General features: G+C 67.7%; 23 protein-coding genes, 1 tRNA gene, 2 pseudogenes and 1 riboswitch. Of the genes and pseudogenes, 15 read left to right on the top strand and 11 right to left on the bottom strand.

What is annotated here, in order from left to right; genetic code table 11:
- Positions 1-309: 309 nt before the first annotated feature.
- The 4 genes from ACZ9GM_RS04395 to ACZ9GM_RS04380 all read left to right on the top strand — a co-directional run bounded on the left by ACZ9GM_RS04395 (position 310) and on the right by ACZ9GM_RS04380 (position 5003).
- Positions 310-1734, top strand: a complete 1425-nt coding sequence (locus ACZ9GM_RS04395; protein WP_291475898.1) for an NAD(P)/FAD-dependent oxidoreductase — start codon at positions 310-312, stop codon at positions 1732-1734.
- A gap of 123 nt (positions 1735-1857) precedes the next feature.
- Positions 1858-1954: riboswitch (TPP riboswitch) on the top strand.
- Positions 1944-2777, top strand: a complete 834-nt coding sequence (thiM, locus tag ACZ9GM_RS04390) for a hydroxyethylthiazole kinase (RefSeq protein WP_291475901.1) — start codon at positions 1944-1946, stop codon at positions 2775-2777. (Overlaps the previous riboswitch by 11 nt.)
- A complete protein-coding gene (thiE, locus tag ACZ9GM_RS04385; RefSeq protein ID WP_291475902.1) occupies positions 2770-3438 on the top strand; it encodes a thiamine phosphate synthase in 669 nt (222 codons plus the stop codon). The genes thiM and thiE overlap by 8 nt, the downstream gene beginning before the upstream one ends.
- The gene (locus ACZ9GM_RS04380; RefSeq protein ID WP_291475904.1) at positions 3435-5003 is read left to right on the top strand and encodes a bifunctional hydroxymethylpyrimidine kinase/phosphomethylpyrimidine kinase; all 1569 of its coding nucleotides are present in this window, start codon (positions 3435-3437) and stop codon (positions 5001-5003) included. The genes thiE and ACZ9GM_RS04380 overlap by 4 nt, the downstream gene beginning before the upstream one ends.
- 18 nt (positions 5004-5021) lie before the next feature.
- Here the strand turns inward: ACZ9GM_RS04380 and ACZ9GM_RS04375 are convergent, their stop codons facing one another.
- Complete coding sequence (locus ACZ9GM_RS04375; protein ID WP_291475906.1) at positions 5022-5543, bottom strand: PaaI family thioesterase; 522 nt, start codon at positions 5541-5543, stop codon at positions 5022-5024.
- A gap of 145 nt (positions 5544-5688) precedes the next feature.
- On the opposite strand from ACZ9GM_RS04375, the gene gndA reads away from it, so the two are divergent.
- From gndA to ACZ9GM_RS04345, 6 genes are all read left to right on the top strand, one after another.
- Positions 5689-7137, top strand: coding sequence for an NADP-dependent phosphogluconate dehydrogenase (gene gndA / locus ACZ9GM_RS04370; protein ID WP_291475908.1), 1449 nt, complete (start codon positions 5689-5691; stop codon positions 7135-7137).
- Positions 7138-7617: 480 nt separating this feature from the next.
- A complete protein-coding gene (locus ACZ9GM_RS04365; protein WP_291475986.1) occupies positions 7618-8778 on the top strand; it encodes a DEAD/DEAH box helicase in 1161 nt (386 codons plus the stop codon).
- 6 nt (positions 8779-8784) lie between these two features.
- A complete protein-coding gene (locus tag ACZ9GM_RS04360) occupies positions 8785-10191 on the top strand; it encodes a hemolysin family protein (RefSeq protein WP_291475910.1) in 1407 nt (468 codons plus the stop codon).
- The gene (locus tag ACZ9GM_RS04355; protein ID WP_476037335.1) at positions 10181-11239 is read left to right on the top strand and encodes a hemolysin family protein; all 1059 of its coding nucleotides are present in this window, start codon (positions 10181-10183) and stop codon (positions 11237-11239) included. Before ACZ9GM_RS04360 ends, ACZ9GM_RS04355 begins: the two co-directional genes overlap by 11 nt.
- Complete coding sequence (locus tag ACZ9GM_RS04350) at positions 11229-12176, top strand: 3-methyladenine DNA glycosylase (RefSeq protein ID WP_476037334.1); 948 nt, start codon at positions 11229-11231, stop codon at positions 12174-12176. Before ACZ9GM_RS04355 ends, ACZ9GM_RS04350 begins: the two co-directional genes overlap by 11 nt.
- A complete protein-coding gene (locus tag ACZ9GM_RS04345) occupies positions 12173-12763 on the top strand; it encodes a hypothetical protein (protein WP_476037333.1) in 591 nt (196 codons plus the stop codon). The genes ACZ9GM_RS04350 and ACZ9GM_RS04345 overlap by 4 nt, the downstream gene beginning before the upstream one ends.
- Here the strand turns inward: ACZ9GM_RS04345 and ACZ9GM_RS04340 are convergent.
- The 4 genes from ACZ9GM_RS04340 to secA2 all read right to left on the bottom strand — a co-directional run bounded on the left by ACZ9GM_RS04340 (position 12760) and on the right by secA2 (position 17335).
- Positions 12760-13305 carry a MerR family transcriptional regulator gene (locus ACZ9GM_RS04340; RefSeq protein ID WP_291475917.1) on the bottom strand — a complete coding sequence of 182 codons (546 nt, stop codon included), beginning with the start codon at positions 13303-13305 and terminating at the stop codon, positions 12760-12762. The two genes, ACZ9GM_RS04345 and ACZ9GM_RS04340, sit on opposite strands and share 4 nt — an antisense overlap.
- A 230-nt stretch (positions 13306-13535) precedes the next feature.
- Entirely contained in the window at positions 13536-14300 is a 765-nt protein-coding gene (ftsR, locus tag ACZ9GM_RS04335; RefSeq protein ID WP_291475923.1) for a transcriptional regulator FtsR, read from the bottom strand.
- Between the two features lie 120 nt (positions 14301-14420).
- Positions 14421-14855: an oxoglutarate dehydrogenase inhibitor Odhl gene (gene odhI / locus ACZ9GM_RS04330; protein ID WP_014009840.1), complete on the bottom strand. Its 435-nt coding sequence runs from the start codon at positions 14853-14855 to the stop codon at positions 14421-14423.
- Between the two features lie 164 nt (positions 14856-15019).
- On the bottom strand, positions 15020-17335 hold the full coding sequence (secA2, locus tag ACZ9GM_RS04325; protein ID WP_291475927.1) for an accessory Sec system translocase SecA2: 2316 nt from the start codon (positions 17333-17335) through the stop codon (positions 15020-15022).
- Positions 17336-17413: 78 nt separating this feature from the next.
- Here secA2 and ACZ9GM_RS04320 point away from each other — a divergent pair, with 78 nt between their 5' ends.
- The 3 genes from ACZ9GM_RS04320 to ACZ9GM_RS04310 all read left to right on the top strand — a co-directional run bounded on the left by ACZ9GM_RS04320 (position 17414) and on the right by ACZ9GM_RS04310 (position 18939).
- Positions 17414-18277, top strand: a complete 864-nt coding sequence (locus ACZ9GM_RS04320; protein WP_291475929.1) for an alpha/beta hydrolase family protein — start codon at positions 17414-17416, stop codon at positions 18275-18277.
- A 23-nt stretch (positions 18278-18300) separates the two neighbouring features.
- On the top strand, positions 18301-18801 hold the full coding sequence (rraA, locus tag ACZ9GM_RS04315; RefSeq protein ID WP_291475931.1) for a ribonuclease E activity regulator RraA: 501 nt from the start codon (positions 18301-18303) through the stop codon (positions 18799-18801).
- A 64-nt stretch (positions 18802-18865) separates the two neighbouring features.
- Positions 18866-18939 (top strand) — tRNA-Pro (locus ACZ9GM_RS04310).
- Between the two features lie 56 nt (positions 18940-18995).
- On the opposite strand, the gene ACZ9GM_RS04305 is transcribed toward ACZ9GM_RS04310, so the two are convergent.
- Genes ACZ9GM_RS04305 through ACZ9GM_RS04295 form a run of 3 tightly spaced genes read right to left on the bottom strand, consistent with a single transcriptional unit; the run spans position 18996 to position 22387 of the window.
- Entirely contained in the window at positions 18996-19847 is an 852-nt protein-coding gene (locus tag ACZ9GM_RS04305; protein ID WP_291475934.1) for a transglutaminase family protein, read from the bottom strand.
- Between the two features lie 15 nt (positions 19848-19862).
- Positions 19863-20774 carry an alpha-E domain-containing protein gene (locus tag ACZ9GM_RS04300; RefSeq protein WP_291475936.1) on the bottom strand — a complete coding sequence of 304 codons (912 nt, stop codon included), beginning with the start codon at positions 20772-20774 and terminating at the stop codon, positions 19863-19865.
- On the bottom strand, positions 20768-22387 hold the full coding sequence (locus tag ACZ9GM_RS04295) for a circularly permuted type 2 ATP-grasp protein (RefSeq protein ID WP_291475938.1): 1620 nt from the start codon (positions 22385-22387) through the stop codon (positions 20768-20770). Before ACZ9GM_RS04295 ends, ACZ9GM_RS04300 begins: the two co-directional genes overlap by 7 nt.
- A gap of 183 nt (positions 22388-22570) precedes the next feature.
- On the opposite strand from ACZ9GM_RS04295, the gene ACZ9GM_RS04290 reads away from it, so the two are divergent.
- Positions 22571-23554, top strand: coding sequence for an ABC transporter substrate-binding protein (locus ACZ9GM_RS04290; RefSeq protein ID WP_291475940.1), 984 nt, complete (start codon positions 22571-22573; stop codon positions 23552-23554).
- An 8-nt stretch (positions 23555-23562) separates the two neighbouring features.
- The gene (locus ACZ9GM_RS04285; RefSeq protein WP_291475942.1) at positions 23563-24468 is read left to right on the top strand and encodes a siderophore-interacting protein; all 906 of its coding nucleotides are present in this window, start codon (positions 23563-23565) and stop codon (positions 24466-24468) included.
- Here ACZ9GM_RS04285 and ACZ9GM_RS04280 read toward each other — a convergent pair.
- From ACZ9GM_RS04280 to ACZ9GM_RS04270, 3 genes and pseudogenes are all read right to left on the bottom strand, one after another.
- Complete coding sequence (locus ACZ9GM_RS04280; protein ID WP_291475944.1) at positions 24450-25208, bottom strand: AraC family transcriptional regulator; 759 nt, start codon at positions 25206-25208, stop codon at positions 24450-24452. The two genes, ACZ9GM_RS04285 and ACZ9GM_RS04280, sit on opposite strands and share 19 nt — an antisense overlap.
- Positions 25208-25480, bottom strand: a pseudogene (locus tag ACZ9GM_RS04275) (ABC transporter ATP-binding protein); the annotation flags it as partial. The pseudogene ACZ9GM_RS04275 and the gene ACZ9GM_RS04280, both read right to left, overlap by 1 nt.
- Positions 25460-26896: pseudogene (locus tag ACZ9GM_RS04270) on the bottom strand (ABC transporter ATP-binding protein); the annotation flags it as partial. The pseudogenes ACZ9GM_RS04270 and ACZ9GM_RS04275, both read right to left, overlap by 21 nt.
- Positions 26897-26973 lie beyond the last annotated feature (77 nt).

The following is a 26973-nucleotide window of genomic DNA, read 5'->3' as shown; positions in this document are numbered from 1 at the left end:
GGGCACCGACGGGGTGGCCCTCGCCTGCTGCAGGGGTATTTTCAGTCACCCCTGCCCGGGCCGGACATTCACAAACGGACATCTCGCCCAGGAACGGGCGCCGGAGGCATACCCACGCTCTGAACAACTGGGAATAAACCACTACACTAGCCGTATAACAACCGACGTCGCCGCCAGGCCGGTCGGGTTGACGGAAGAAACCGCCACCGGCCGCCTGCACAAGTCTGCGGCCGATCACAACATGCACGGTTCTTTCCGGCTACCCCACACAGGTGGCCGGCAGGCCCGTAGAGCGAGGAGACAGTTTCCATGGCATCCACCCCGACCCGCCCTGCCGGCGGTCGTCATCACGTCGTCATCGTCGGAGCCGGTTTCGGCGGACTGTTCGCAGCGAAGCGTCTCGCAGACGCCGATGTCGACGTGACCATCATCGACCGCACCAACCACCACCTCTTCCAGCCTCTGCTGTACCAGGTGGCGACCGGCGTGCTGTCATCCGGTGAGATCGCTCCGACCATCCGTCAGATCCTGCGCAAGCAGAAGAACACCCGGGTGGTCAAGGCCGAGGTCCGCGACATCGACGTCCCCTCCAAGGTCATCACCGCCGACCTGGGTGGCCGCGAGGTCGTCCTGCAGTACGACTCGCTCATCCTCGCCGCCGGTGCGGGACAGTCCTACTTCGGCAACGACCACTTCGCCGAGTTCGCCCCGGGTATGAAGAGCATCGACGACGCCCTGGAGATCCGCGCCCGGATCACCGGCGCCTTCGAGCGTGCCGAGATCACCGACGACCCGGAGGAGAAGAAGCGTCTCCTGACCTTCGTCATCGTCGGTGCCGGCCCGACCGGCGTCGAGCTCGCCGGCCAGGTGGCCGAGATGGCCCACCGCACCCTGAACAACGAGTTCCGGGACATCGACACCAACAGCGCCCGGATCATCCTCGTCGACGGTTCCCCGCAGGTCCTGCCGCCCTTCGGCAAGAACCTGGGCAAGAAGGCCCAGAAGCGCCTGGAGAAGCTCGGCGTCGAGGTCATCGCGAACTCCCTGGTCACCAATGTCGACCAGCACGGCGTCACCTGGAAGGACATGAAGACCGAGGAGGAGACCACCGTCGGCTCCTACTGCAAGATCTGGTCCGCCGGTGTTGCCGCCAGCCCGCTGGGCAAGATGGTCACCGACCAGATCGACGGGGTGGACGCCGACCGCGCCGGCCGCGTCCCGGTCGGTGGCGACCTCGCCATCGAGGGTCACAAGGACATCTTCGTCATCGGTGACATGATGAGCTACAACCGCCTGCCCGGCCTGGCCCAGGTCGCCATCCAGGGTGGCGAGCACGTCGCCGACATCATCCGCGGCGAGGTCGAGGGCTCCAACGCCCGTCCGGAATTCAAGTACCACGACAAGGGCACCATGGCCATCGTGTCCCGTTTCTACGCTGTCGTGAAGATCGGCGACCGCGAGATCACCGGTGTGCTGGGCTGGTTCATGTGGCTCGCCGTCCACCTCATGTTCCTCGTGGGCTTCCGCAACCGTTTCGTCTCCGCCTACAGCTGGGGCCTGAACTCCCTGTCCCCGAACCGCTGGCACCTCGTGGCAACCCGCCAGCAGCTGCACGGCCGCAACACGCTGCACCGTCTGCGTGAGCTCGAGGACGAGAAGGGCGTCCGCTCCGTCATGGTCCGCGACAACCTGAAGGTCGGCGAGGGCCGGGACACCAAGCCCACCATCGACTAGTTCCACCGGTCCACGACGGACCGTGACTACATCCGGTACCCGGGACCCGACCGGGTGGCCCACACATGTGGGTCACCCGGTCGGGTCATTTCGGCATGTCTGCGGGCTCCGGGTACCCTGGGATCCACAGACACGGGGTGCGTCACCGACGGCGCTGAGAACACACCCGTCGAACCTGCTCTAGTTCGGACTAGCGAAGGGAATGTCAGATGGTTTCTGCATGCGTCGACCGTCTCCGGGACACCGTGCCACTGGTGCAGTGCCTGACCAACACGGTCGTCACCCAGTTCACCGCCAATGTCCTCCTCGCCGCCGGGGCGTCTCCCGCGATGGTGGACACCCCGGAGGAGGCCGCCGACTTCGCCCGCGTCGCCTCCGGCGTCCTCGTCAATCTGGGGACGCCGACCGCCGCCGGATACACCGCCATGCGCGAGGCCGTCCGAGGCGCCGGTGAGGCCGGCACCCCCTGGGTCCTCGACCCGGTGGCCTGTGGTGGTGCCGCGGCCCGTACCGCCTTCGCAGGCGATATCGTCCGGCACCACCCTGCCGCGGTCCGCGGCAACCCCTCCGAGATCCGGGCGCTCGCCGGGCGCATCACCGGGGACGCTGAACTGTCCACTGGTGGGCGCGGCGTGGATTCCACCGACGAGGTCGGGTCCGCCGCCGAGGCCGCGGCCGCGGTGTCTGAAGCGACCGGGGCAGTTGTGGCGGTCTCCGGTCCGTGCGACCTCATCGTCAGCATCCGACCCGACGGCACTGCCCGGACCACCTGGCTGAACTCGGGTGATCCGTTGATGCAGCGGGTCGTGGGCACCGGGTGCGCGCTCGGGGCCTTGACTGCGGCCTACCTCGGTGCCGAGGTCTCGGGTGCCGCCCCTGACCTGCACGCTGCGGTCGTCGCCGCCCACGCCCATGCCGGCGCCGCCGGAACGGTCGCGGCACAGGAGGCGTCCGCCCCGGGCAGTTTCGCGGTCGCCTGGTTGGACCGGCTGTACTCGCTGTCCGCCACCGACATCGCCGGGACGGTGAGCATCGGTGGGTGACTGGTCGCTCTACCTGGTCACCGATCCGAAGCTCGGCGGAGGGGCGGAACAGGTGCCCGACATCGTCAACGCCGCGGTACGCGGTGGGGTGAGCGTGGTGCAGCTGCGGGACAAGGACGCCTCCGACGAGGTCTTCGCCCGACGTGCCGCACAGTTGAAGGACACCGTCGCCGACCGGGTACCACTGTTCGTCAACGACCGGGTGGAGACAGCCGTCGGGCTGGGGCTCCACCTGCACATCGGCCAGGACGACATGCCGTACCGCACCGCGCGCGAACTGCTGCCGTCGGGCTGCATGATCGGACTGTCGGTGGAGACCCCGGCCCACCTCGATGCAGTCGCCCGTGACATCGCCGACGGGATCCGCCCGCCCGATGTGCTGGGCATCGGGCCGGTGGAACAGACCTCCACCAAACCCGACGCCGCCGCGCCACTGGGCGTGACCGGTGTCAGGACGCTGGCCGCCCGGGCCCGTGTCCTCGGAATCCCCACCGTGGCCATCGGCCACGTCAGTACCCGCAACGGTGCCGCCCTGCTGCGCGCCGGAGTGGACGGTCTGTGCACCGTCTCCGCCGTCATGGCCGCCGTCGACCCCCGGGCCGCCGCGCAGGATCTGCGCGCCCTCATCGATGACACACTCACCCGTCAGGAGATCAAGTGACCATCCCCCGCGTCCTGTCCATCGCCGGTACCGACCCGACCGGCGGCGCCGGAATCCAGGCGGACATCAAGGCGATCTGTGAGGCCGGTGGCTTCGCCATGACCGTGGTGACCGCGCTGGTCGCCCAGAACACCCACGGCGTCCGGGAGATCCACACCCCGGACACCGGATTCCTCACTGCCCAGCTCGACGCCGTCTTCGACGACGTCACCGTGGACGCGGTGAAGATCGGTATGCTCGGCACCGCGGACATCACCAGGACAGTCACCGACTACCTGCTCAAGCACCGGGTGCCGGTACTCGTCGTCGATCCGGTGATGGTGGCGACCAGCGGGGACCGGCTGCTCACGCCGGATGCGGAGGCCGCGCTGACCGACCTGTGCCGGCTGGCCGACGCCATCACCCCGAACCTCGCCGAGCTCGCGGTCCTGGCCGGCACCTCCCGCGCCACCACACTCGACGAGGCCCTGGAGCAGGGACGTCGACTCGCCGCCGGCCTCGACACCACCGTGATCGTCAAGGGTGGGCACCTGTCCGGGGCGTCCGCAGACAACTCGGTCGTCACCCCGGACGGTGTTGTCCACACTGTGCCGGTGGCCCGGGTGGCCACGACCAACACCCACGGCACCGGCTGCTCCCTGTCCTCCGCACTGACCACCCGGCTCGCGGCCGGCGACTCCACCCCGGACGCCCTCACCTGGGCCACCGGATGGCTTACCGAAGCCATCCGGTATGCCGATGACCTGCACGTCGGCTCCGGCAACGGACCGGTCGACCACACCCACCGATCCCGCCGACTGACGGCGGCCGCCGACACCACGCCGTGGGAGCTCACCGCCTCGGTGCCTGCGACCCTGGATTCCCCCGGGCAGCTGGCCGATATCGGCGACACCGGCACCCCCGCCGGGATTCCCTCCGCGCAGATCCCTGCGGCAGGCCCCTGGACCCGCGCCCTGTGGGCGGCCTCGGTGCCGCTGTACCGGGACATCCTTGACCTGCCCTTCATCACGGACCTCGGCGCCGGCACCCTGGACCGCGGAGATTTCTCCTTCTACCTGGCACAGGACGCCGTCTACCTTTCCCTCTACTCCCCTGCCCTGGCCTCCCTGGCAGCGTCCGCCCCCGACCAGGCATCCGCCCTGTTCTGGGTGAAGGGGGCGGCCGAATGCCTCGAGGAAGAGGCCGAACTGCACCGCACCTGGCTCGGCGGCGCCGACGCCGTGGATCCGTCGCACGTCACCGCGTCCTACACCTCGCACCTCATGCGCTGCGTGCAGACCCGTGACCATGTCATCGGCGCGGCAGCGGTCCTGCCCTGTTACTGGCTCTACGCGGAGGTCGGGTTGGCACTCGCGGAGCGGTCGCCGGCGGACAACCCCTTCGCCGTGTGGGTGGACGCCTACTCCGGCGACGAATTCACCGGGAGCGTCAACCAGGCCATCGGTCTGGTCGAGCAGGCCTTCGCCGAAGCGACCCCGTCCCAGCGTGCCGAGGCCGCCCGGGCGTACCTCGACGCCTCCCGGTGGGAGGTCGAGTTCTTCGACCAGGCGTCCCGCCGGGCCTGACGGAGACGACCGGGCAGGCTACGCCGGGGAGACGACCGTCCGCAGTTCGGTGGTCGCCAGGAGCTTGCCGGTCCCGGCATTGACGTGGTCGATCCGCCAGAGCTGACTGGTCCGTCCGGTGTGGACCGGATGCGCCGTCGACCGGATGACGTCACCTGGCATCGAGGGGCGCAGGAAGTTCGTCGAGTTGGTCACACCCATGACGTTGCCCTTGCCGGCGGCCGCGATGAATCCGGCGAAAGATCCGGCGGACTCCCCCAGGCTGGCGTAGACACCGCCGTTGGTCACTCCCCAGGGCTGGACGTGGTCACGGGTGACGGTCAGTTCGACGACGAGCTCCGGCGCGAAAGACACGTACTTCACGCCGAGTGTGGCGTCGAGACCGAGGACGCCGCCCTCGAAGATGTCGGCCAGTTCGGTGGACTCTTCACCGGTGATGTCTCCGGTCGCCACCTTCTCCAGCAGTTCCTTCATCCTGGTAAGGACCGCGTCCTTCTTCGCCCGGTACGCAGCCTTCTGCTCCTCGGTGTACTCCGCCATCGTGTGCTCCCTGTGGTGTCTGCGTCCCGTCGGAGATTCTGAATCCCGACTCAGTCCTTGTGTTCCCCGACGAGTCTAGCCACCACCGGGCCCCGGCGGGACGCTTCCGGCGGAGTCGGTCGGACGGACGCTAATATAGGCAACCATGACAGATTCCTCCGCACAGATCGGTGTCGTCGGCCTGGCAGTGATGGGTTCCAATATCGCCCGGAACTTCGCCAACCACGGGCACACCGTCGCCGTCTACAACCGCACCACCGCCAAGACCGACGACTTCATGGCCGAGTTCGGATCCACGGGGTCCTTCGTCCCCGCGGCCACCGTCGAGGAGTTCGTCGCCTCCCTGGAGCGCCCGCGCCGGGCCCTGATCATGGTCCAGGCCGGCAAGGCCACCGACGCCGTGATCGACCAGCTCGCCGATGCCATGGAGCCTGGGGACATCATCATCGACGGTGGTAACGCCCTGTACACGGACACCATCCGCCGCGAGGCCGCGATGTCTGCCCGCGATCTCCACTTCGTCGGAGCAGGTATCTCCGGCGGCGAGGAGGGCGCCCTCAACGGCCCGGCCATCATGCCCGGTGGCCCTGCAGAGTCCTACAAGTCACTCGGTCCGCTGCTGGAGGACATCTCCGCCAAGGTCGACGGGACCCCGTGCTGCACCCACATCGGTCCCGACGGTGCCGGCCACTTCGTGAAGATGGTCCACAACGGCATCGAGTACGCCGACATGCAGGTCATCGGCGAGGCCTACCACCTGCTGCGCTACGCCGCCGGTATCGAGCCCGCCGAGATCGCCGACATCTTCCGCACCTGGAACGCGGGCGACCTGGATTCCTACCTCATCGAGATCACCGCCGAGGTGCTCTCCCAGGTCGACGAGGCCACCGGTGCACCGCTCATCGACGTCATCGTCGACGCCGCCGGACAGAAGGGTACCGGCCGCTGGACGGTCAAGGCCGCCCTCGACCTCGGCATCCCGACCACCGGCATCGGCGAGGCCGTCTTCGCCCGTGCCCTGTCCGGTGCCCGTGAACAGCGCGCCGCCACCACCGGTGCCCTGCCCTCCGGCGAACTGTCCACTCTCGAGGCCCTCGGGGTCTCCGAGGACGATTTCGTCGAGGATGTCCGCCGCGCCCTCTACGCCTCCAAGCTCGTGGCCTACGCCCAGGGCTTCGACGAGATCAAGGCCGGCTCCGCCGAGCACGGCTGGAGCGTCGACCCCCGCGACCTCGCCACCATCTGGCGAGGCGGCTGCATCATCCGCGCGAAGTTCCTCAACCGCATCGTGGACGCCTACAACACCGACCCGGAGGTGCAGTCCCTGCTCCTGGACCCGTACTTCAAGGGTGAGGTCTCCGGCCTGGTGGACTCCTGGCGCCGCGTCGTCATCGCCGCGACCCGACTGGGCCTGCCGGTGCCGGTGTTCTCCTCCTCCCTGTCCTACTACGACTCACTGCGTGCCGAGCGTCTGCCCGCCGCCCTGATCCAGGGACAGCGTGACTTCTTCGGTGCGCACACCTACGAGCGCACAGACCGCGCCGGCCACTTCCACACCCTGTGGTCCGGCGACCGTAGTGAGGTTGAGGCGTAAGTGGGCTCATCCTCCGACAGACAGTCGGCCTCGAACCGCTCCTCGGCCTCGGACGGCGGGACGCGTCGTCGCCGCGTCGTGCGCGGCAGCCGTGCCGTCGGATCCGGGAACGCCGGGTCCGACGGCTCCGGCAGTCCCCGCCCGGACGGCGGACGCGGCCACCGCGACCGACGACCGGAGAAGGTCGACCTGCAGGGCCGACCGATCCGCGACGGCCAAGGCAAAGGCAACAACCGCAAGCGCCGCCCGTCCGGTGCCGCCGGTCATTCCGAGCGCACGCAGGACGGTCAGCGCGGCCGTCAGGGACAGCAGCAGGGCCGCCGGCAGAACCGCCGGAACGGTGATCAGCAGGGACGCCCGAAGAGCAACCAGCAGCCGCGGACCCGCAACCCCGAGGTCTCCCAGGTGAGGACGCAGCGTCCCGCCCCGGAGTCCCCCGGTCCCGCGACCGGTGTGGATACCTCGGTCCGGTTCTCCGGGATGGGTCTGCCGACCCCGGTGGTCAATGAACTGAACCGCCAGGGCCTCGTGCACCCCTTCCCGATCCAGGCCGCCGCCATCCCCGACGGTCTCACCGGACGCGACGTGCTGGGCCGTGGCCCGACCGGTTCCGGCAAGACCTTCACCTTCGGTCTGCCGGTGATCAGCCGCCTGGTCGGCGGTTCCTCGAAGCCGGGGCACCCCCGTGCCGCGGTCCTCGTCCCGACCCGTGAGCTGGCCCAGCAGGTCGCCGACCGGCTGCGTCCGCTCGCCGAGGCTGTCGGACAGCGCGTCATCGAGGTCGTCGGAGGCGTGAACATCAAGCGCAACTTCACCGCTCTGGCCCGCCCGGTCGACATTCTCGTGGCGACCCCGGGCCGTGCCGAGGATCTCATCGGCCAGAAAGCCCTGTTCCTCGACCGGGTGGAGATCGTCGCGCTCGACGAGGCCGACCAGATGGCCGACATGGGTTTCCTGCCCCAGGTCCGGCGGCTGCTCGACCGCATGCCCTCCGATGCCCAGCACCTGTTCTTCTCCGCCACCCTCGACGGTGACATCAAGGTGCTCATCGACCAGTACATGAACGACCCGGTGACCCATTCCACCGGTGAGGTCACCGCGAAGGTCGGTTCGATGGACCACTACCTCGGTGTGGTCCCCGACAAGCCCTTCCGGAACGAGGTGGTCCTCGAGCTCGGTCGTGCGTCGACGAAGACCATCATGTTCATGCGTACCAAGCACACCGTCGACCGTCAGGTCAAGAAGCTTGTCCGTGACGGAACACCCGCGGTCGGCCTTCACGGTGACAAGGGTCAGGGCGCGCGCACCCGGGCGATCCGCGAGTTCACCGACGGTACGGCGACGGTCCTCGTCGCCACCGACATCGCCGCCCGCGGCATCGACATCAAGGGTGTGGATCTCGTGGTCCACATCGACCCTCCAGCCGAGCACAAGGCCTACGTCCACCGCGCCGGCCGGACGGCCCGTGCCGGTGAGAAGGGCACGGTGCTCACCCTGACGCTGGAGGACCAGAAAAAGGACACCGTCGCAATGATGCGCAAGGCCGGGGTCACCCCGACCGAGTGGAATCTCGACGCCCCACGGAACCCGCAGGGCATCCGCCGGCACTTCGGCGAGCTGGGGCTGACAGAGGGCCGGTAGGCGACAATGGACATCCTGCTCAGCATCCTCGGGCTCCTGGGCTTCGTACTGCTCACCGCGGGGACCGGCGTCTTCGTCGCCGTGGAGTTCTCGACCACCAGTCTGGAACGCTCCACGATCGACAATGACGTCGCCACCCGCGGCGACGCCGCGTCGAAGATGGTGCAGAAGGCGCACAGCAACCTCAGTTTCATGCTCTCGGGTATGCAACTGGGCATCACGCTGACGACGCTGGCCACCGGCTATCTCGCCGAACCCATCCTGGCGAAATTCTTCACCCCCCTGCTCGAACTGGTGGGACTGAGTGAATCCGCGTCGATGCCGATCGCCCTGATTCTCAGTCTGGTGGTCGCGACGATCCTGTCGATGGTCTTCGGTGAGCTCGTGCCGAAGAACATGGCGATCGCCAATCCGCTGGGTACCGCCCGGGTTCTCACCGCCCCGGTGTGGCACTTCAACAAGATCTTCCGCGGTTTCATCCGCGCGTTGAACTGGGTGGCGAACCACATCGTCCGCCGGTTCGGCATCGAGCCCGCCGACGAGCTGGCCTCCGCCCGCTCCCCACAGGAACTGAGCGCACTGGTGCGCCATTCCTCGGGCTCCGAAGGGTTCGACCAGTCCAAGGTCCGGATCCTCGACCGGTCGCTACGTTTCGGCGACGTCACGGCCGAGGACCTCATGACACCCCGGGCGAAGGTCGACACCCTCGACGTCGATGATTCGGCCCTGGTGCTCATCCGGCTGGCCCACGAGTCCGGGCACTCCCGGTTCCCGGTGGTCCGCGGTGACCTCGACGAGACGGTCGGGGTCGTCCACGTGAAGGACGCCCTGACCATTCCCGCCACGTCCCGTGCCGCCACGCTGGTCGGCACCCTGGCCCGTCCGGTACCCGCGGTACCGGAGAGCCTCGGCGGCGATGCCGTACTCCGCCAGGTCCGACTGGCCGGCTCGCAGCTCATCCTCGTCGCCGACGAGTACGGCGGCACCGCCGGCATCGTGACCATCGAGGACGTCGTCGAGGAGATCCTCGGCGAGGTGTGGGACGAGCACGACAACCGCGAGGAGGAGCAGGAGATCCGCCAGGTCGGCCGGAGCTGGGAATTGTCCGGGCTGCTGCGCTGCGACGAGCTCACCGACATCTGCGGCTACTCCGCCCCGGACGGCCCCTACGAGACCCTCGGAGGTCTGGTGATGGCCACGCTCGGCCGGATCCCCTCCGTCGGCGACCTCGTCGCCCTGCCCGCGGACGACCGTGGGATGATGGACGCCTTCGCCGACGGTCCGGAGGTCCGGTGGGAGGCGCGGGTGGAGTCCATGGACGTCCGCCGTGTCGACAAGATCCTGCTGCGTCCTGTGACGCTGACACCCCGGTCGGACGAGCCGGACGAAGGAGGTGCCGACAATGAGCGGTGACATCTGGGCAGTGGTCCTCACTGTCGTCCTGCTGGCCGTCAACGCCTACTTCGTGGGTGTGGAGTTCGCCCTGATCTCTTCGCGTCGCGACCGACTGGAGAACATGGCCGCCTCCGGCAACCGTCGGGCCCGCCAGGTGATCACGGCGACCGAGGATCTCACGATCATGCTCGCCGGCGCCCAGTTCGGCATCACCATCGCCTCGCTGCTGCTGGGTAAGGTCGGCGAACCGGCCATCGCCCATCTCATCGAGGCACCGTTCCATGCTCTCGGACTGCCCGACGATCTGCTGCACCCGCTCGGTTTCGCCATCGCACTGCTACTGGTCACGATCCTGCACATCATCCTCGGTGAGATGGTCCCGAAGAACATCGCCCTGGCAGGACCGGAATCGGTGGCGACCATCCTGGTCGGCCCGCACATGCTGTTCTGCAAGATCGCACACCCGATCATGGTGATGCTCAACTGGATCGCCCGGATGACGCTCCACCTGTTCGGTATCGAACAGCGCGACGAGCTGGATTCGACGGTCTCGCCCTCCGAGCTGGCGGAGATGATCTCCGAGTCCCGGTCCGAGGGCCTCATCGCCCCGGCCGAGGCGAACCGACTCTCCAATGCCCTGAACTCCTCGAAGCGTACCCTGCACGAGGTGATCATCCCCCGTGACCGAGTGCGCGCCCTGTCCTACGGTCCGCAGGGAATCACCGTCGGACAGATCGAGGATGCCGTCTCCGAGACCGGCTACTCCCGTTTCCCCGTCATCGATGACGCCGGAACCTACATGGGTTACGTCCACGTCAAGGACGTGCTCGACAATGTCCTCGACCCGGCGACCGGCCCGGAGCAGCTGCTCGACGTCAATGATCTGCGTCCGCTGATCACCGTCGAGGGCGGGGCGAACTTCGATGTCGCCATGAAGGAGCTGCGCCAGACGAGCTCGCACATGGCGCAGGTCGCGGAGAACGGGGTGATCGTCGGTGTGGTCACCCTGGAGGACGTCATCGAGGAGCTGGTCGGTACCGTGCGTGACTGGACCCATGATGACTGACACGATGTCCTGCACGGACACCACCGGTCTGGAGTTGCTCGATCCCGGGGAATGGCAGCACCGCCGGGACGACCACACCCATACCGCGGACGAGCTCACCGCCGCCCACCGTGCCCGTCGGTCGCGTGGTGAGCGGCACCCGGTGTGGGATTTCATGTTCACCTACTACCCGACCAAGCCCGGCCAGTTGCGCCGATGGACCCCCGGTGCCGGAGTCGGTCTTCTCCTTCCCGGGGACGCCGACCGCAGCGTACTCCCCGGTCCGGAGAAGTTCCATCACCTGATCCACACGGCGCAGGGCGAAGTCTGGACCCTCGACACCGGGGCCTTCTTCACCGCCCGTGGCCGCGCGGTGACCTTCCTCCACTCGTTGCTGCAGGCAACCGCGTCCCGCACGCCGCGGTTCTCCTGTTTCGGTATGCACGAATGGGCGATGGTCTACCGTGACCGGCCCCGCCATCCCGAGCCGTTGCGTCTCGGCGCGGCCGGGACTGACCGGGTGGTGGAGGACAACCGGATCACCTGCACCCATTTCGACGCCTTCCGGTTCTTCACCCCGCAGGCCGTTCCCCACAACGACCGCACCCCCACCCGTGAGAACCAGCGGCAGATGGAGCAGCCGGGCTGTCTCCATGCGACCATGGACCTCTACAAGTGGGCCACGAAGCTCGGCCCGCTGGTCCCGGGTGACCTGTGGCTCGACACCTTCCGGCTGGCCTGCGACGTCCGGGCGACGGACATGGAGGCGAGCCCCTATGATCTGCGCGACTGGGGTCATGAGCCGGTGGAGGTGGAGACCCCGGCGGGACGTGCCGAATACGCGCGGCGGCAGAAAGGGTTCGCCACCCGCGGTCAGCAGCTCAGACAGCGTATGGTCGCACTCATCGAGACCGCCTACCCGGATCTCGCGACGACGACAGGTGGTGACCGACAGTGACTGAACGACCGGAGGACCGGTCCGGGACGCAGGATGGCCCGAGGCACGCCAGCGCACGCCGCTCACGGGGTATGGCGACCTGGGTCTGGGCGGTACCGGTGACGGTGGTCGTCGTCATCGCCGTAGTCATCGGATGGCTCGCGCTCTCCCGCGACGACGAGGACAGTGAGGCGTCCGGATGCCTCGCCGGAGATCTCGGCCTGCTGGTGTGGGCGGACCCGGCCGCTGAAGACACCGCCCGGTCGCTGGTGGACGCCTATGCCGCAACCGGGCCGGTGGTGCATGACTACTGCGTCCAGCCGCAACTCAAGATCAAGGACACGGCCACAGCCGTGGAGGAATACCGCTCGACGATGCCGGGTGTGGCACCGGTGTGGCTGCCGGCAGGCACTGAGCTCACGGCCGGACTTGCCGGAGCACCCGAAGACCCCCCGGTCGTCGGTACCACTGCTGAGGGACTGCCGGTGCCGCTGGTGGCCTTCGGGTCCTCTCCGATGGTGCAGGAGGACCAGGCACGGGCCGCATCTGACTTCAGTCGCGCGTCGACCGGTGGCGACAGCGGCGCAGAGGACGGCGAAGAGAACTAGGAGCTGCGGAGACGGCGGCGGGCGGCGAGCTCGTCGCCCACCGCGGCCTGACCGTCCTCCACGGACTCCCCGTCCTCGTCCCGACGCTCGGCAGGGAAAGCGGTGATCGTGCCGGTGAGTTCCTTCATCAGACCCGGCACTGCGATACCGAACACGCCCTGGCCACCGTTGAGCAGGTCGATGACCTCCTCAGGGGAGCTGCAGGCGTAGACGGTCTTGCCGTCGGAGACGAGGGTGAGGCCGGCGAGGTCATCGATACCGAAGTTCTCGAGCTTCGCGACAGCGCGGCGTATGTTCTGCAGGGAGATACCGGTGTCCAGCAGTCCCTTGACGATCTTCAGCACGAGAATGTCACGGAAGGAGTACAGCCGCTGGCTTCCGGACCCCTTGGCGGTGCGGATCGTCGGCTGGACGAGCTTGGTGCGCGCCCAGTAGTCGAGCTGACGGTAGGTGATGCCCGCGACCTGGCAGGCCGTGGTCACCCGGTACCCCGACTCCTGGTCGTCGTGGTGGACCTCGAACAGAGCGTCCTGCTGATCCATGCGTGTCTCCTCATACTCCGGCGTGCGTGTCCTCCGCGCGCCTGTAATTCACCTGACCCAAGACTAGACGGACCGGCGGAACAGTCAACCCCCTCATGCGGGAATGTGTTCGATCCACCGTCAAAGTCTCAAGTTCAACTTGACGTTGAGGGTGATGGTAGCAGAGCAGAGCAACGACAGGCGTGTAACAACACGCCTGTCGTTCAGGGAAGTGAAGAAGTTCCCGCCGACTACCGGGCGAGATTGGCCTTGACCATCGAGGCGTGCAGCGACACAAGCAGCGCACTGACCTCACGGCCGACCTCCGAGGCCCGCTCCGCGGCATTCTCGTCACGGCGGTGCGCGACCGGCTCCGTGACCCGGTTGACCAGGTCAGACTGACGGCGGGCCATGGTGACCAGCGAGCGCAGGTGGCGGGAGTCGATACCGAACTCCCCCAGCTTCGCCGCGATCTGCACCACGTCGACGTCGTCGGTGGAGAAAAACCCGGCAGCGTCCGGGACCACCATCTCCATCCTGACGAGGACACCGAGGAAATCGTCGTCGGCACCGGAGCGCACACAGACATCGGCCCGGGTGAGCCGACGCACCCGCGGGGCACGGAACTGCTCGGCGGTCACCGCACCCGCGACGGAATCACTGTGCGGGTTGATGGTGGTGACGTTGCCCGCGTCCATCGCGTCGAGACGTTCCTTGATGACCTTCAGCGGCAGGAACTCGTCACGCTGCAGGCCGAGGATGTACCGGATCCGGGAGATGTCCTCCGGGGAGAAGCGCCGGTAACCCGACTTGCTGCGGCGGGGACTGATCAGCCCCTCAGCCTCGAAGAACCGGATCTTGGAGACCTTCACGTCCGGGAAATCGGCCTGCAGGTTCTTGATAACGTCACCGATCGACGAGGTGGGGAGGATCCCCTGGCCACGGTCGAGCGTGGGAGCGTTCTCCTTCGCGGTGTTGTCGTCGGACTGGTGGGCTGCTCCGGACTGCGGACTCACGATTCTCCTCGATACCGGCTGGAACTTCGGGTCATTCAGGTCTTGATACACGTCCGCCGACCCGGACGGGGTCCGGGCCGACGGTCACATCATGCGGACTCCACGGTCCGTACCAGCCGGTCAGGCCTCCTTGGCCCCGTTGAGGAAGACCAGGCGGAACTTACCGATCTGGATCTCGTCACCGTTGCTCAGCACGGCGGAGTTCTTCGGCTCGCGGTTGACATAGGTGCCGTTGAGCGATCCCACGTCGACCACCTCGTAGTCGTCGCCGCTGCGACGGAACTCCGCGTGACGACGGGAGACAGTGACGTCGTCGAGGAAGATGTCGCTGTCGGGGTGACGACCCGCAGTGGTGGTGTCCTGGTCGAGCAGGAAACGGGAGCCCGCATTCGGGCCACGCTTCACGACAAGAAGCGCGGAGCCGGAGGGCAGTCCTTCCACACCTGCGGGTGAGGACTCGGACTGCACACCGGTCTCCATCTCCTTGAGGAGGTCAGCGCGGAAGACCGAGGTGGTTTCGACCGAGGCCTCCGGGATACCGGTGTTGTCGCTCATGTTCAGTTCCTCCTGGAATCTGGTACTGGTGACCGTTGTCGCCCCACCACGGTCGCGGAGAGGCGTTAAGCACATCAGGCGGTCTGCCTGTGAGTCGTTTTCATCATACTACCCGTCCCGAATCCGGGTGTCGCCACGTTACCGGATTACACCCGTGAAGTTACTCACCGGAACATCGAGGCGATGGAGCCCATCACAGAACCGCCCGTGGAGCTCAGCGGGTTGTCGTTGACCATGTAGGTCCAGGTCGCACTGGGCTTGTGCAGACCCAGATCGCCCAGCGACACGCCGTCGGCGGTGATCTCCGCCTCACTGAAGGTCTTCCGCGCCAGGGTGACCGCACGCTCGGCAAGTTCGCCGAACGCCGCAATGGACAGCCGGTGGAACTCGTCGATCGGGCTCTCCCTGGCGATGGCGCGCAGGTGAATCGACTCCCGCACGTCGTCGAGGTAGGCCAGGTGCTCACTCCATTCGTGGTCGAGGTGGTAGAGCATGATCTCCCGGGAGGCCTGGACCAGCACCTCATGGTCGATACCGGCGGCCTGCAGCGCACCCGCCTTCTCCACGTCGTGGTAGCTCAGGTCGTCCCAGGCGGCCTCGGTGTCCAGCACGCGGTCACGTCGTTCATTGACGATCGCGCGCTGGTCGGCGATGAGCTTGTTGTACTTCCATGTCGTGGCGTGGATGTCGAGCATCTGACCCTCGGTGACGCGCTGACAGTGGTCGACGAACTGGAGCACCTTCTTCTGCTCCATCCGACCGTCCTCGTCCGGCTGGGCGGTGAGTTCCTCACCGGCGCCACCGACTGAGACCATGTCGTCCTCCAGGGACACGAAGAAGACCGAGGAACCGGGGTCACCCTGGCGTCCGGCGCGTCCCCGCAGCTGGTTGTCGAGGCGCGCGGAGCGGAACCGCCCCACCCCCACAACGTGCAGACCACCGAGTTCGACGACCCGGTCATGCTCTTCGTGGCCCGGCTGTCCCTCGGTTCCGCCGAGGCGGATGTCCGTGCCCCGCCCTGCCATCTGGGTCGACACGGTGACCCGTCCGGGGCGTCCCGCTTCCGCGATGACCACGGCCTCGGCCTCGTGGTTCTTGGCGTTGAGCACATTGCACTCCACACCTCTCATCACCAGCGCATCGGCGATGGACTCCGACTGGGCGACGTCCTGGGTGCCGACCAGCACCGGCTGCCCGGTCTGCTGGATCTCCACGATGTGGTCGATGACCGCGGCGTCCCGTTCGCCGGCCTCGGCGTAGACGTGGTCGGCCTCGTCGAAACGCTGCGTCGGGACGTTCGGGTCGATGACACTCACCGAGAGTTCGTAGAACTGGCGCAGCTGGTCGCTCGCGGCGACCGCGGTACCCGTCATGCCGCACTTCTGGGGGTAGAGACCCAGTAGAGCCTGGATGGTCACCTGGTCGAGGATCCGGCCACCGTCGGTGACGGTCAGCCCCTCCTTCGCCTCCACCGCGGCCTGGAGGCCGTCCGGCCACCGCTGGAGTTCGGCGACACGGCCACGGGAGTTGTCGATCAGCGCGACCGCACCGTCACGCACCAGGTAGTGCACGTCGCGGACCAGCAGATGCTGGGCATGCAGGGCGACATTGACCTGGGACAGCAGGTCCCCGGCGTCGTCGCCGTAGAGGGAGTCGACACCCAGCCGCCTCTCGACGAAGGCCGAGCCGACGTCGGTGAGGAAGACATTGCGGCGGTCACCGGAGACGGTGAAGTGGCGGTCCTCGTCCATCCGACGGACCAGATCGGTGATCGCCGCCGCCGGGCCTGCACCCGGCTCGGAGCCGGCGAGCACCAGCGGTACCAGGGCCTCGTCGACCATCACCGAGTCCGCCTCGTCGACCACGGCGACGTCGGCCGGGGTACGCACGGCGTCCTCACGACGGGTGATGAGCTGGTCGCGCAGCACATCGAAACCGATCTCGTTGATTGCGCCGAAGACCACGTCGCAGGAGTAGACCTCACGACGGACGTCGGGGCCGGCCTCCTCGGCGATCGCACCGTGGGTCAGGCCGAAGAAGTCGAGCAGCGGACCCATCCACTGCTCGTCACGCCCCGCCAGGAAGGAGTTCACCGTGATGACGTGGATCTTCTTACCCTGCAGGCCGTAGCCGACCGCCGTCATCGCACCGACGAGAGTCTTGCCTTCACCGGTGGCCATCTCCACGACATCGCCGACGAGCATGCGCAGCGCACCCTGGAGCTGAACATCGAAGGGACGCATGCCCAGCGTGCGGGACGCCGCCTCGCGGACCGCGGCGAGCAGCAATGGGGCGTCCACGATGGTGCGTGCCTCGTCAGAGCCGATACACGAGCGGGCGATCTCCACGACCTCCGCGTCAGAGGCGTCGGAGAGTCGGTCGGAGGCCTTCTGAGCCTCCCCCACGATCGTCTTCGACTTCTTCTGGTTCGCCGTCGCCGACGATCCCATGGCCTTCCAGAACCAGCCGAATCCGGCCATCACACGCCTTTCGAAGAAGATACAGTCCGCTCCAGACTATCCGATCACCCTCACCACGTAGCCCGGTAGTCTGCGGTCATGGCTTCCCCGTCCGTCACTTCGGTCAATCTCACCCTGCCCGGATCCCTGCCGCGGGCCGACGGCTCCCTGTCGACGATCGCCGGCACACTCGACGTACCTGCCGCCGCCCGGTCCATGTCTCCGGAGGAGTTCCGCGAGGCAGGGTTCCGGGTAGCACTGCTCGCCCACTGTTTCACCTGTACCCGGGCAGCGCCGGGCGTGTTCCGGATCTCCCGGGCCCTGGCCCGTGCCGGGATCGCCTCGCTGCGCATCGACTTCCCCGGTCTCGGCGACTCCGGACCCGAGAACGGTGGCGTGGCCTTCGAGGACACGACCTTCAGCTCGAATGTCGATGACCTGGTTTCCGTCGCCGGGTGGCTGGAGCAGCGACTCACTGCACCGTCCCTGCTCGTCGGCCACTCCCTCGGCGGAGCGGCGGTCCTGCGGGCTGCCCCGAAGATCCCGTCGGTGACGGCGGTGTGCACCGTAGGCGCGCCGTACCTGCCCGGCCGGGCGGCGGCCTCCCTCCTCGACGCCTTCGAGGACGCCACCGATGACGACGATTCGCGGACCGTCCACCTCGCGGGACGCGACATGACCTTCCGTCGACGCTTCCTCACCGACCTCGCCGGGCGTTCTGACGAGGACGCGGTGCGCGCCGACATCGCCGAGCCGGGCCTGCGCGGCGTCCCGCTGCTGGTACTGCACTCCCCGGAGGACCGGACGGTGCCGGTCGGGGACGCCGAGCGGATCTTCGCCGCGGCGTCCTGGCCGAAGTCGCTGGTGAGTATCCGGGACGCCGACCACCTGCTCACCCGACGTGGCGCAGCACAGCGGGTCGGCGAGACGGTGGCGACCTGGGCGACCGGCATCGACGGTTGAATCGACCGCTAAGGTGGTGTGACATGACTGACATCACTTTCATCCCCACCGCCGACCTCGTCGACATCATCGGACCGGACGCCCGCAGCTGCGACACCCAGTTCCGCAACCTCGGTGCACACACCGACTTCTGTGGCCCGATCACCACCATCCGTTGCTTCCAGGACAATGGTCTGGTGAAGAAGACCCTGCAGGAGGACAACCCCGGCGGCGTGCTGGTCGTCGACGGCGACGCCTCGGTCCACACCGCGCTGATGGGCGACATGATCGCCGAGTTCGGTGTCGAACACGGCTGGGCCGGGGTGATCATCAACGGCGCGATCCGCGACTCCGCCGCCGTCGGCGGCATGGAGTTCGGCTGCAAGGCACTGGGCACCAACCCCCGCAAGTCCGCCAAGGACGGCGCCGGTGAGCGGGACGTCGTCGTCCACTTCGGTGGCGTGGACTTCGTGCCCGGCCACATCGCCTACGCGGACGCTGACGGTGTGATCGTCACCGAAACTCCGGTGTCACCTGCCGATTAGCGCAACCGAATCCGGGTGATGTAAGCTTTGCCCCGTTCGCGAGTGAGTAATCACCGCGGAAGGACGGACTGTGGCGCAGTTTGGCAGCGCACCACACTGGGGGTGTGGGGGTCGCAGGTTCAAATCCTGTCAGTCCGACAACCATCCCGCTCCGGGAGCCCGACAGGGCCACCGGAGCGGGATTCTTGTGCGTCCTACCCCAGGCGCGTCATCCGCACCGTGACGAACAGTTCAGAGGACGCCTGCCCGGAGAACATCCCCTTCAGCGGGGGCACATCGCCGTACTCGCGGGCCGTGCCGACGACGACATGGAGCTCACCGGGGACGACGTTGTTGGTCGGGTCATAGCTGAACCAGCCGTTGTTCTCGCCGTCGTTGAACCACTGGACCCAGGCGTGGGACTCGGCGTCCACCGTCTCGCCGATCTCGGCGTCCTTCTTCGGCAGGACGTACCCGGAGACATAGCGTGCGGCGATCCCCACCGAACGCAGTGCCCCGACCATGATGTGGGAGAAGTCCTGGCACACGCCCTTGCGAGCCTCCCAGGCCTGTGCGGCGGTTCCGGTGACGTCGCTGGAGCCGGACTCGTAGGTCATCTCCTCGTAGATGAGCGTGCCGACGGCCAGTGCGATCTCGTCGACGGACTCCCTGCTCTCGGCGATCTCCCGGGTGCGGGCCAGCAGGTCCTCGGACGGCTCCACCATCGGCGAGAATCCGAGGAACTCGTTGAGCGCGTCCGCGTGCTCCGCCATGTCGTCCACGGTGAGTCCGGTGCGGGTGGAGGGGGCGGCGTCCACGTCGAGGGTCGTCGTCACACCGACGATCATCTGGTCGTGGGGTTCGTGAAGCTCGAAGGAGGTCACGTGGGTGCCCCAGTAGTCGATGAAGGAGTACGACCAGGGCTTCGGGGTGATGGTCACCGACTGCTCACGGATGAGCTGCTGGGACGTGTAGAGCGGTGTCATGCGGATCTCGTTGAAGGAGTCCGAGACATGGTCGGAGTAGTTGTAACCGGTGGTGTGCACGATGCGCAGTGTGGTTGTCATTGATCTTCTTCTCCCCTACTTCGCGTGCCACGTGGACGACAGGGCGCCCTCGAAATAGCGCTGGCTGAGCGCCTGGGTGGCCACGGCGCTGGTCTCCTGGATCAGCTGGGTCAGTTCACCGAGCTGCTCGAGCGCCTCATTGGGCTGCATGAACTCGATCCGTGCGCTCATCTGGCCGAGCAGACGCTGGGCGTCGTCCTCGAAACCGGAGCGCAGGGTCGTCGGGTCCAGAGCCGAGAGGCTCTCGCGGGCCTCATCGAGGCAGAAGACGATCGAGCGCGGGCACAACCGGTCGCGCAGCAGGAAGTCCACCGAGGCGGTGAGCGTGTCCTCCTGGCCCCGGGACATGACGAAGGACTGCTGGGCGCCACAGGACTGCAGCAGCAGGTGGCGGTGCGCCGGTAGTGTCGGAGCGACGATGGTGGCGTAGATGATCCGGGCGGTCATGTCGAGTCGCTCGATGTACCGGCCCGCCATGAGGAAGTGCCAGGCCTCGTCACGGGGCATGGTGCCGACCAGGGCGCCGATGATCATCGCGCAGTGGTCGTGGACATCGCGGCAGGCCAGCGGCGGGCGCATCAGGTCCAGACGGCCGGACCCGACTTTGCGCCACGCACGGTTGATCGCCTCCCAGGAAGAGGTGGTGAGAATCTCACGGGCGCGGCGGGCACTGTCACGGCAGTTGTTCAGCGCGGTGACCATGGACTGCGGGGAGTCCGGGTCGGTGCCGAGCTGGGACCACACTTCGCGGGACCCCGCGCCGGGTTCCAGCGGGGCACCCATCGCCCGGCAGAGTTCGACACCGAGCGAGGAGGTGTCGGCCTCGGTGGACTGCTCCAGGTTGACGGTGAGGACGCGGGCCTGGTCGTCGGCGCGCTCGATGTAGCGGCCGATCCAGAACAGGGATTCGGCGATGCGGCTCAGCACTGTCCTGTTCCCTTCTCGGTGTCCCCGGTGGTGGTCTGTTGCTGCTGTTGCTGTTGCTGGTGGACCTCGTCCTCGTCGTCGCGGGCGTCGAGCACGGAGGTCTCCAACCGGTCGAGGGACTGGGCGTCCGGGTCGGGGGCCGAGATCACGCGACCGTGCTCGGACTCCGGTCCGGTGGTGCCCGAGGAGATGACCCAGGTGTCCTTGGATCCGCCGCCCTGGGATGAGTTCACGATCATCTGCCCCTCCTGCAGCGCGACACGGGTCAGGCCGCCGGGCACGACCCACATCTCCTCCCCGTCGTTGACGACGAAGGGCCGCAGGTCGACGTGACGGGGCTGCATGCCCCTGTCCGGTGTCATCGTCGGTACGGTGGACAGCTGCACCAGCGGCTGGGCGATCCAGCCACGCGGATCGGCCAGCAGCTTCGTCTTCGCCTCGGCCAGTTCCTCCTTCGAGCACATCGGCCCCATGACGATGCCCTTACCGCCGGAGCCGTCGACCGGCTTGATGACCAGCTCGTCCATCCGGTCGAGGACCTCCTCACGGGCCTCGGGCTCCTCGAGGCGCCAGGTGTCCACGTTGGGGATCAGCGGCTCCTCGTCGAGGTAGTAGCGGATGAGGTCGGGCACGTAGGTGTAGACGAGCTTGTCGTCGGCGACACCGTTGCCGACGGCGTTGGCGATGGTGACGGTGCCGTTGGCCTGGGCGGAGAGCAGACCGGCGACCCCGAGCAGGGAGTCCGGACGGAACTTCACCGGGTCGATGAATTCGTCATCGACGCGACGGTAGATGACGTGGACCTGTTCCAGGCCACGGGTGGTGCGCAGGAAGACCACACCGTGGCGGACCACGAGGTCGCGCCCTTCCACCAGGGGCACTCCCATGGTCTGGGCGAGCATGGAGTGTTCGAAGTAGGCGGAGTTGTAGACGCCCGGGGTCAGCACGACGATCATCGGGTCCGGAACACCGGGTGGGGCTGCCTTGGCCAGGGCCGCGCGCAGCCTGGCGGGATAGTCGTCGACGCGGGCGATGTTGTACTGGCCCACCGCCTCCGGCAGGGCGGAGACGGTGGCCTGACGGTTGGTGAGGACGTAGGAGACGCCCGAGGGGATACGCGCATTGTCCTCGAGGACGCGGAGGTCGCCCTCCCCGTCACGGATGAGGTCGATGCCGGCGACGTGGATACGCACACCGTTGGGTGGCTGGTATCCGGCGACGGCTCGGCAGAAGTTCTCCGAGGTGGTGATCACCGACCGCGGGATGACGCCGTCGCTGAAGACGCGACCGGGACCGTAGACGTCGGCGAGGAAGGCTTCCAGGGCACGGACGCGCTGTTTGAGGCCGCGCTCGGTGCGCTCGAACTCGGCGCGCTGGATCAGCCGCGGCACGATGTCCAGTGGGAACGGCTCCTCCTGTCCCGCGAAGTCGAAGGTGACGCCGGTGTCGAGGTACCGGGAGCTCAGGTACGAGACCCGTGAGCCCAGGTCTTCGGGGCGGATGTCCTCGAAAACCTGGTGGAGCTTCCGGTAGACCGACCGCACACCGTCGGAGGACATGAGTTCGTCGAAGGTACCCTCACGGACCGGGTACGGGGCAGGAGAATCCGTCATGACCCGACGATAACCCCGATGAGCCGGAAGTTCACCCAGAGAAATTAACGCGCCGGAAACATCCGCCCCCGTCGAACGACACTGACCAGGCCCGGCGCCCGGCTCCTCATGTCACTCCAGTGCACTGAGATGACACCTCAGCGCGATGACTGTATAGGTGAGGCATTGCTAACGTCAGTCGTCATGAGACTGAGCCTTCCCCCGCGACCTTCCCTTCCCGGCGCGCTGTGCGCCCTCGCCCTGGGCCTCGGTGCCCTGACCGCCTGCTCCTCCGGCGATGACGGCGGCTCCGGATCCGGTGTGGAGACCCGCACAGTGTCTACCGAGCGTGGTGACGTGGAGGTCCCCGCCGAGCCGCAACGCGTCGTGGCCGTGGACTGGCAGATCCCTCCGACGATGGTCGACCTGGGAGTGACCCCGGTCGGTATCTACGAGGGTTACTACGAGTCGGATGCCGCAGCCGCCCGCGCTGTTCCCGACCGCTATGTGGATGCCCTGGCCGACGCCACCCGGATCGGCAACTGGGACGCACTGAGTATGGAAAAGGTCAGTCAGCTCGACCCTGACCTCATCGTGACCACCGGGGTGGGCCTGGAGGAGGACCAGCTGGACAAGCTGGCGACGATCGCACCGATGGCGATGGCGGACAACTCCGGTGACCTGACGTCCCAGGCCCAGATCGCGGACATCCTCAACCGGTCCGACGAGTTCGACGAACTGCAGCAGACCTTCGATGACAAGTCCGCGGAGATCGCGGAGAAGCACCGTGACATCCTGGCGGACTCGACGTTCGTCTCGGTCAGTGGCGGGCAGGACGCCAACTGGTTCGCCGAAGGTGGGCAGACCGCCGTCGGTACGTTGCTCAGTGCGGTCGGGGCATCCTTCGCCGACGCGGTGGACCCCGACGGCTGGTGGGGTGATCCGCGGTCCTTCGAGAACCTCGGTGACCTGGATGATGCCATGGTGATCCTCTACCCGGAGACCGTGGACGGGGATCCCGCGCCGAATACCGTGCCGGTACTGGACTATTCGGTGTTCACGGCACTCCCCGCGGTGAAGGCGGGGAATGTCTTCGGATTCTCCCAGGGTGCGGCATCCAACATCGGCTGGGCGATCGACGCCCTCGATGAGATCGACCGGATCCTCTCCGAGGTCGGGGCGGCGTGACGGGTCCGGTGGCAGGCAGACACCACCGGTCCCGGGTGGTCGGTCGTGAGTGGGTCACCCCGCGCATTCTGCGGCTCACCGTCGACGGTGCCGGTGATCTTTCCGCCACAGCAGCCGACAGCACCGACGCCCATGTGGCGCTCTACTTCTACCCGCCGGAGGCCCACGTCCCGGAGCGGTTCGTGGCCGAGGAGCTCACTGCGCTGCACGAGTTCGCGACACCCCAGGTCCGCCGCTACACCGTCCACCGGGTCGATCCGCTGGCGGGCACGGTGGAGTTCGATGTGGTCGTCCACGAGCCGGTGGGGCTGGCGTCCGGCCGACTGACGGCACTGGACGTCGGCGATGAACTGCTGTGGTGGGGACCGACGCAGTCCTGGCGGCTGCCTGAGGGTGCCACCACCCTGCTGCTGTTCGGTGACGAGACTGCCCTACCTGCGATGGACGCCATCCTGACCGGACTTCCGGAGACAGTGACCGGCAGGGTCGTCGCCGAAGTCGCCGACGGAACCGACGAGGTCTATCTTGCCGACCATGCCGACCGGTCACCTCAGGTGGAGATCACCTGGGTGCACCGTGGATCCCCCGACGGGACCGTGTGCCCGGAGTTCGTGACAGCGATCGAGACTCTGGCCACCGAAGTCAGGGACACCACATCAGGCCCGGTCGCCCTGTGGGCCGGCCATGAGTTCGCCTCTGCGGCCGCGGTACGCCGGATGTTCCTGCGCGATCCCCGGTCCGCGTCCGACGGCACACCGGGGATGACGCTGACGAAGCAGGAGGCGACAGTGACCTCGTACTGGATCCACGGTCAGGCCCAGGACGCCCGGCCCGACGCCCGCAACCGCACCCGGAACCTCGAGGCCCGGGCGGCGCGACCGGACGTGGCCGCCCGTCACCTCTCGGCGAAGTAGTGCGCCGGGGTGGTTCCGAAATGGTGCCGGAACGCCCCGGTGAATCCGTTGGTCGAGGAGTAACCCATCCGGGCGGCGACCGCGGCGACGGGGACCTGCTCGGCGAGCAGCGGCAGTGACCGGTAGAGCCGCACCCTGGTCCGCCAGGCGGAGAAGGTCATGCCGGTCTCCGCGAGGAAGGCCCGCTGGATGGTGCGGCCACTGGCGTGCAGCCGTCCGGCCCAGTCGTCGAGGGAGTGTGTCGCCCCGGGGTGGTCCAGTACAGCCGTGGCCACTGACAGCGCACGCGGATCGACCGGTATCGGCAGTTCCACGTCGGCGGCATCCGCCGGGGCCAGGACGCTGAGCAGGGTGGCCCGTGCATGGCGGGCGGCGGCGTCCTCAAGATCCTCCCGGGCGAGGTGCCGCAGCAGTTCACGGGCCAGGGGGCCGACCGACAGGACCGTCAGTCCACCGCCGGCGCAGGGATCGGGGTCGCACTCCTCCTCCCAGAGGTAGGCGCAGTAGAGCTCCGTGCCGTTGACGGTGCGGACGTCATGGACTTCCCCGGCGGGGATCCACAGTGCCTGGGTGGGGGCGAGGATCCAGCGCCGGTCGCCGACACTCGCGGCGATCTGTCCACGCGCGGCCCACAACAGCTGTGCCTTGAGGTGACTGTGGGCGTCGAAGGTGAGGGGCCCGGAGGTGTCGAGCCGGTCGACCCAGATGCACTCGTCGTCGCGCAGACCGTACTCGGACATCAGCTCTCTCCCCTGCCGGCATCTCCTGTCCAGGCCGCCCACAGAGTTGCGTAGCGTCCGCCGGCGGAGACGAGGTCGGCGTGGGTGCCGTTCTCGACGATGCGCCCGGCGTCCATGACCAGGATACGGTCGGCCAGGCGGGCCTGGCTGAGCCGGTGGGCGATGACCAGTGCGCCGCGCCCTGCTATGACCTGCGCGGACGCCCGGTCGAGGACACGGGAGTTGATGGAGCCGTCCTCAGCGGTCGCCTCGTCGAGGACCACGTAGCCGGGGTCGAGCAGCAGCAGCCGGACCAGGGCGAGATGCTGGGCCTGGTGGGCGGTGAGATGGTGGCCGTCATCGCCTACGCGGGTGTCCAGCCCCTCGGGCAGGTCCAGGATCCAGTCGGCACCGCAGGCCCGCACGGCGTCCTCGATGGTGCTGTCGCCGGTCTCCCCGGCACCGAGGGTGAGGTTCTGGCGCAGCGTCGCGGCGAAGACGTGGGTGTGCTGGGAGGCGAGAACGACGCGCGGACGCAGTGCCGTACCGAGGACATCCAGGTCGATCCCGTCGAGGGTGGCACTTCCCTGCCGGACAGGCACGATGCCGGCGAGGATCCGGGCGGCGGTGGTCTTGCCGGCACCGGTCGCACCGACCAGGGCGACGCACTCCCCCGGCGCGATGTACAGGTCGATGTCTGTGAGGACCGCGTGCTCTGCGTCGAAGCTGTGGTGGACACCGCGGAGTTCCAGCCCCGGAGCGGCGCCTCCGGCACCCTGCAGCGGCTGCGTGGTCCCGGCAGGGTGACTCACCGGAGACAGTGTCACACCTGCCAGTCGGCGCAGTGCGATTCCGGCCTCCTGGATCCGGTCGAAGGTACCGATGACCTCGGCGATCGGGTTGAACAGCCGGTGGTAGAGCAGAGCTGCCGCGGTGACTGCACCGACGGTGGTCCACGAGGCATCGACGAGAACGAAGCCGACGACGAGAATTGCGACGGTCACGACGTACTCGGCCCGGTTGTTGCGCTGGAAGTAGCGGGTGACCATCCGGTAGACGCGGTCCTCGGTGCGCCGGGTCTCGTCGGAGTCGGCGTCGAGGCGGGCGAGCTCGGCGTCCTCCCAGCCCTGCGAGATCAGCGCATCACGGCCGGTGGCGTCGTCGAGGAAGCGCGTGGTGCGCCGGGCGAGGATCTCGCGTTCGGCCCGGTAGAGCGGCGCGGAGCGCGGCAGGTACCAGCGCAGCGAGGCGATGTACATCGGCACACCGACCAGCCCTGCCAGACCGAGAGCCCAATGCAGGCTGAACAGTCCGGGGACGGAGAGAACCAGCAGCGAGCCGGCCGCGAGGACCTGCGGCAGCACGGTCGATACTGCCGTGGAGATCAGGCGTGAATCATCGCCGACCCGGGAGACGAGTTCACCGGTGCCGGCCTTCTCGATGACGCCGGGCTCCAGGGCCAGGGCGTGGCTGACGACGTCTTCGCGCAGTGTGGCGACGGTCGGTTCGGCGACGCGGGCGAACAGCACCGCACCCCACCACGACAGCACTGCGCCGAGGAGCAGGGACGCCATGATCAGTGCCAGAGGAGTGAGCACATCACCGAATGTCGCGCCGGGTTCACTGATCCGGTCGATGATCCGGCCGGTGGCCAGTGGCGGGACCAACACACAGGCACTGGTGGCCAGTGCGACGACGCCGGCGGCCATCGCCGTGCCCCGGTGCGGGTGCAGTCGTTCCCACAGGAAAACGCGGGCCTGCGCGGCGGTCGCGGTGGGCAGTGTCA

Source organism: Corynebacterium sp. UD i78, assembly GCF_056280545.1.
This window is presented reverse-complemented; position numbering and strand designations above follow the sequence as displayed.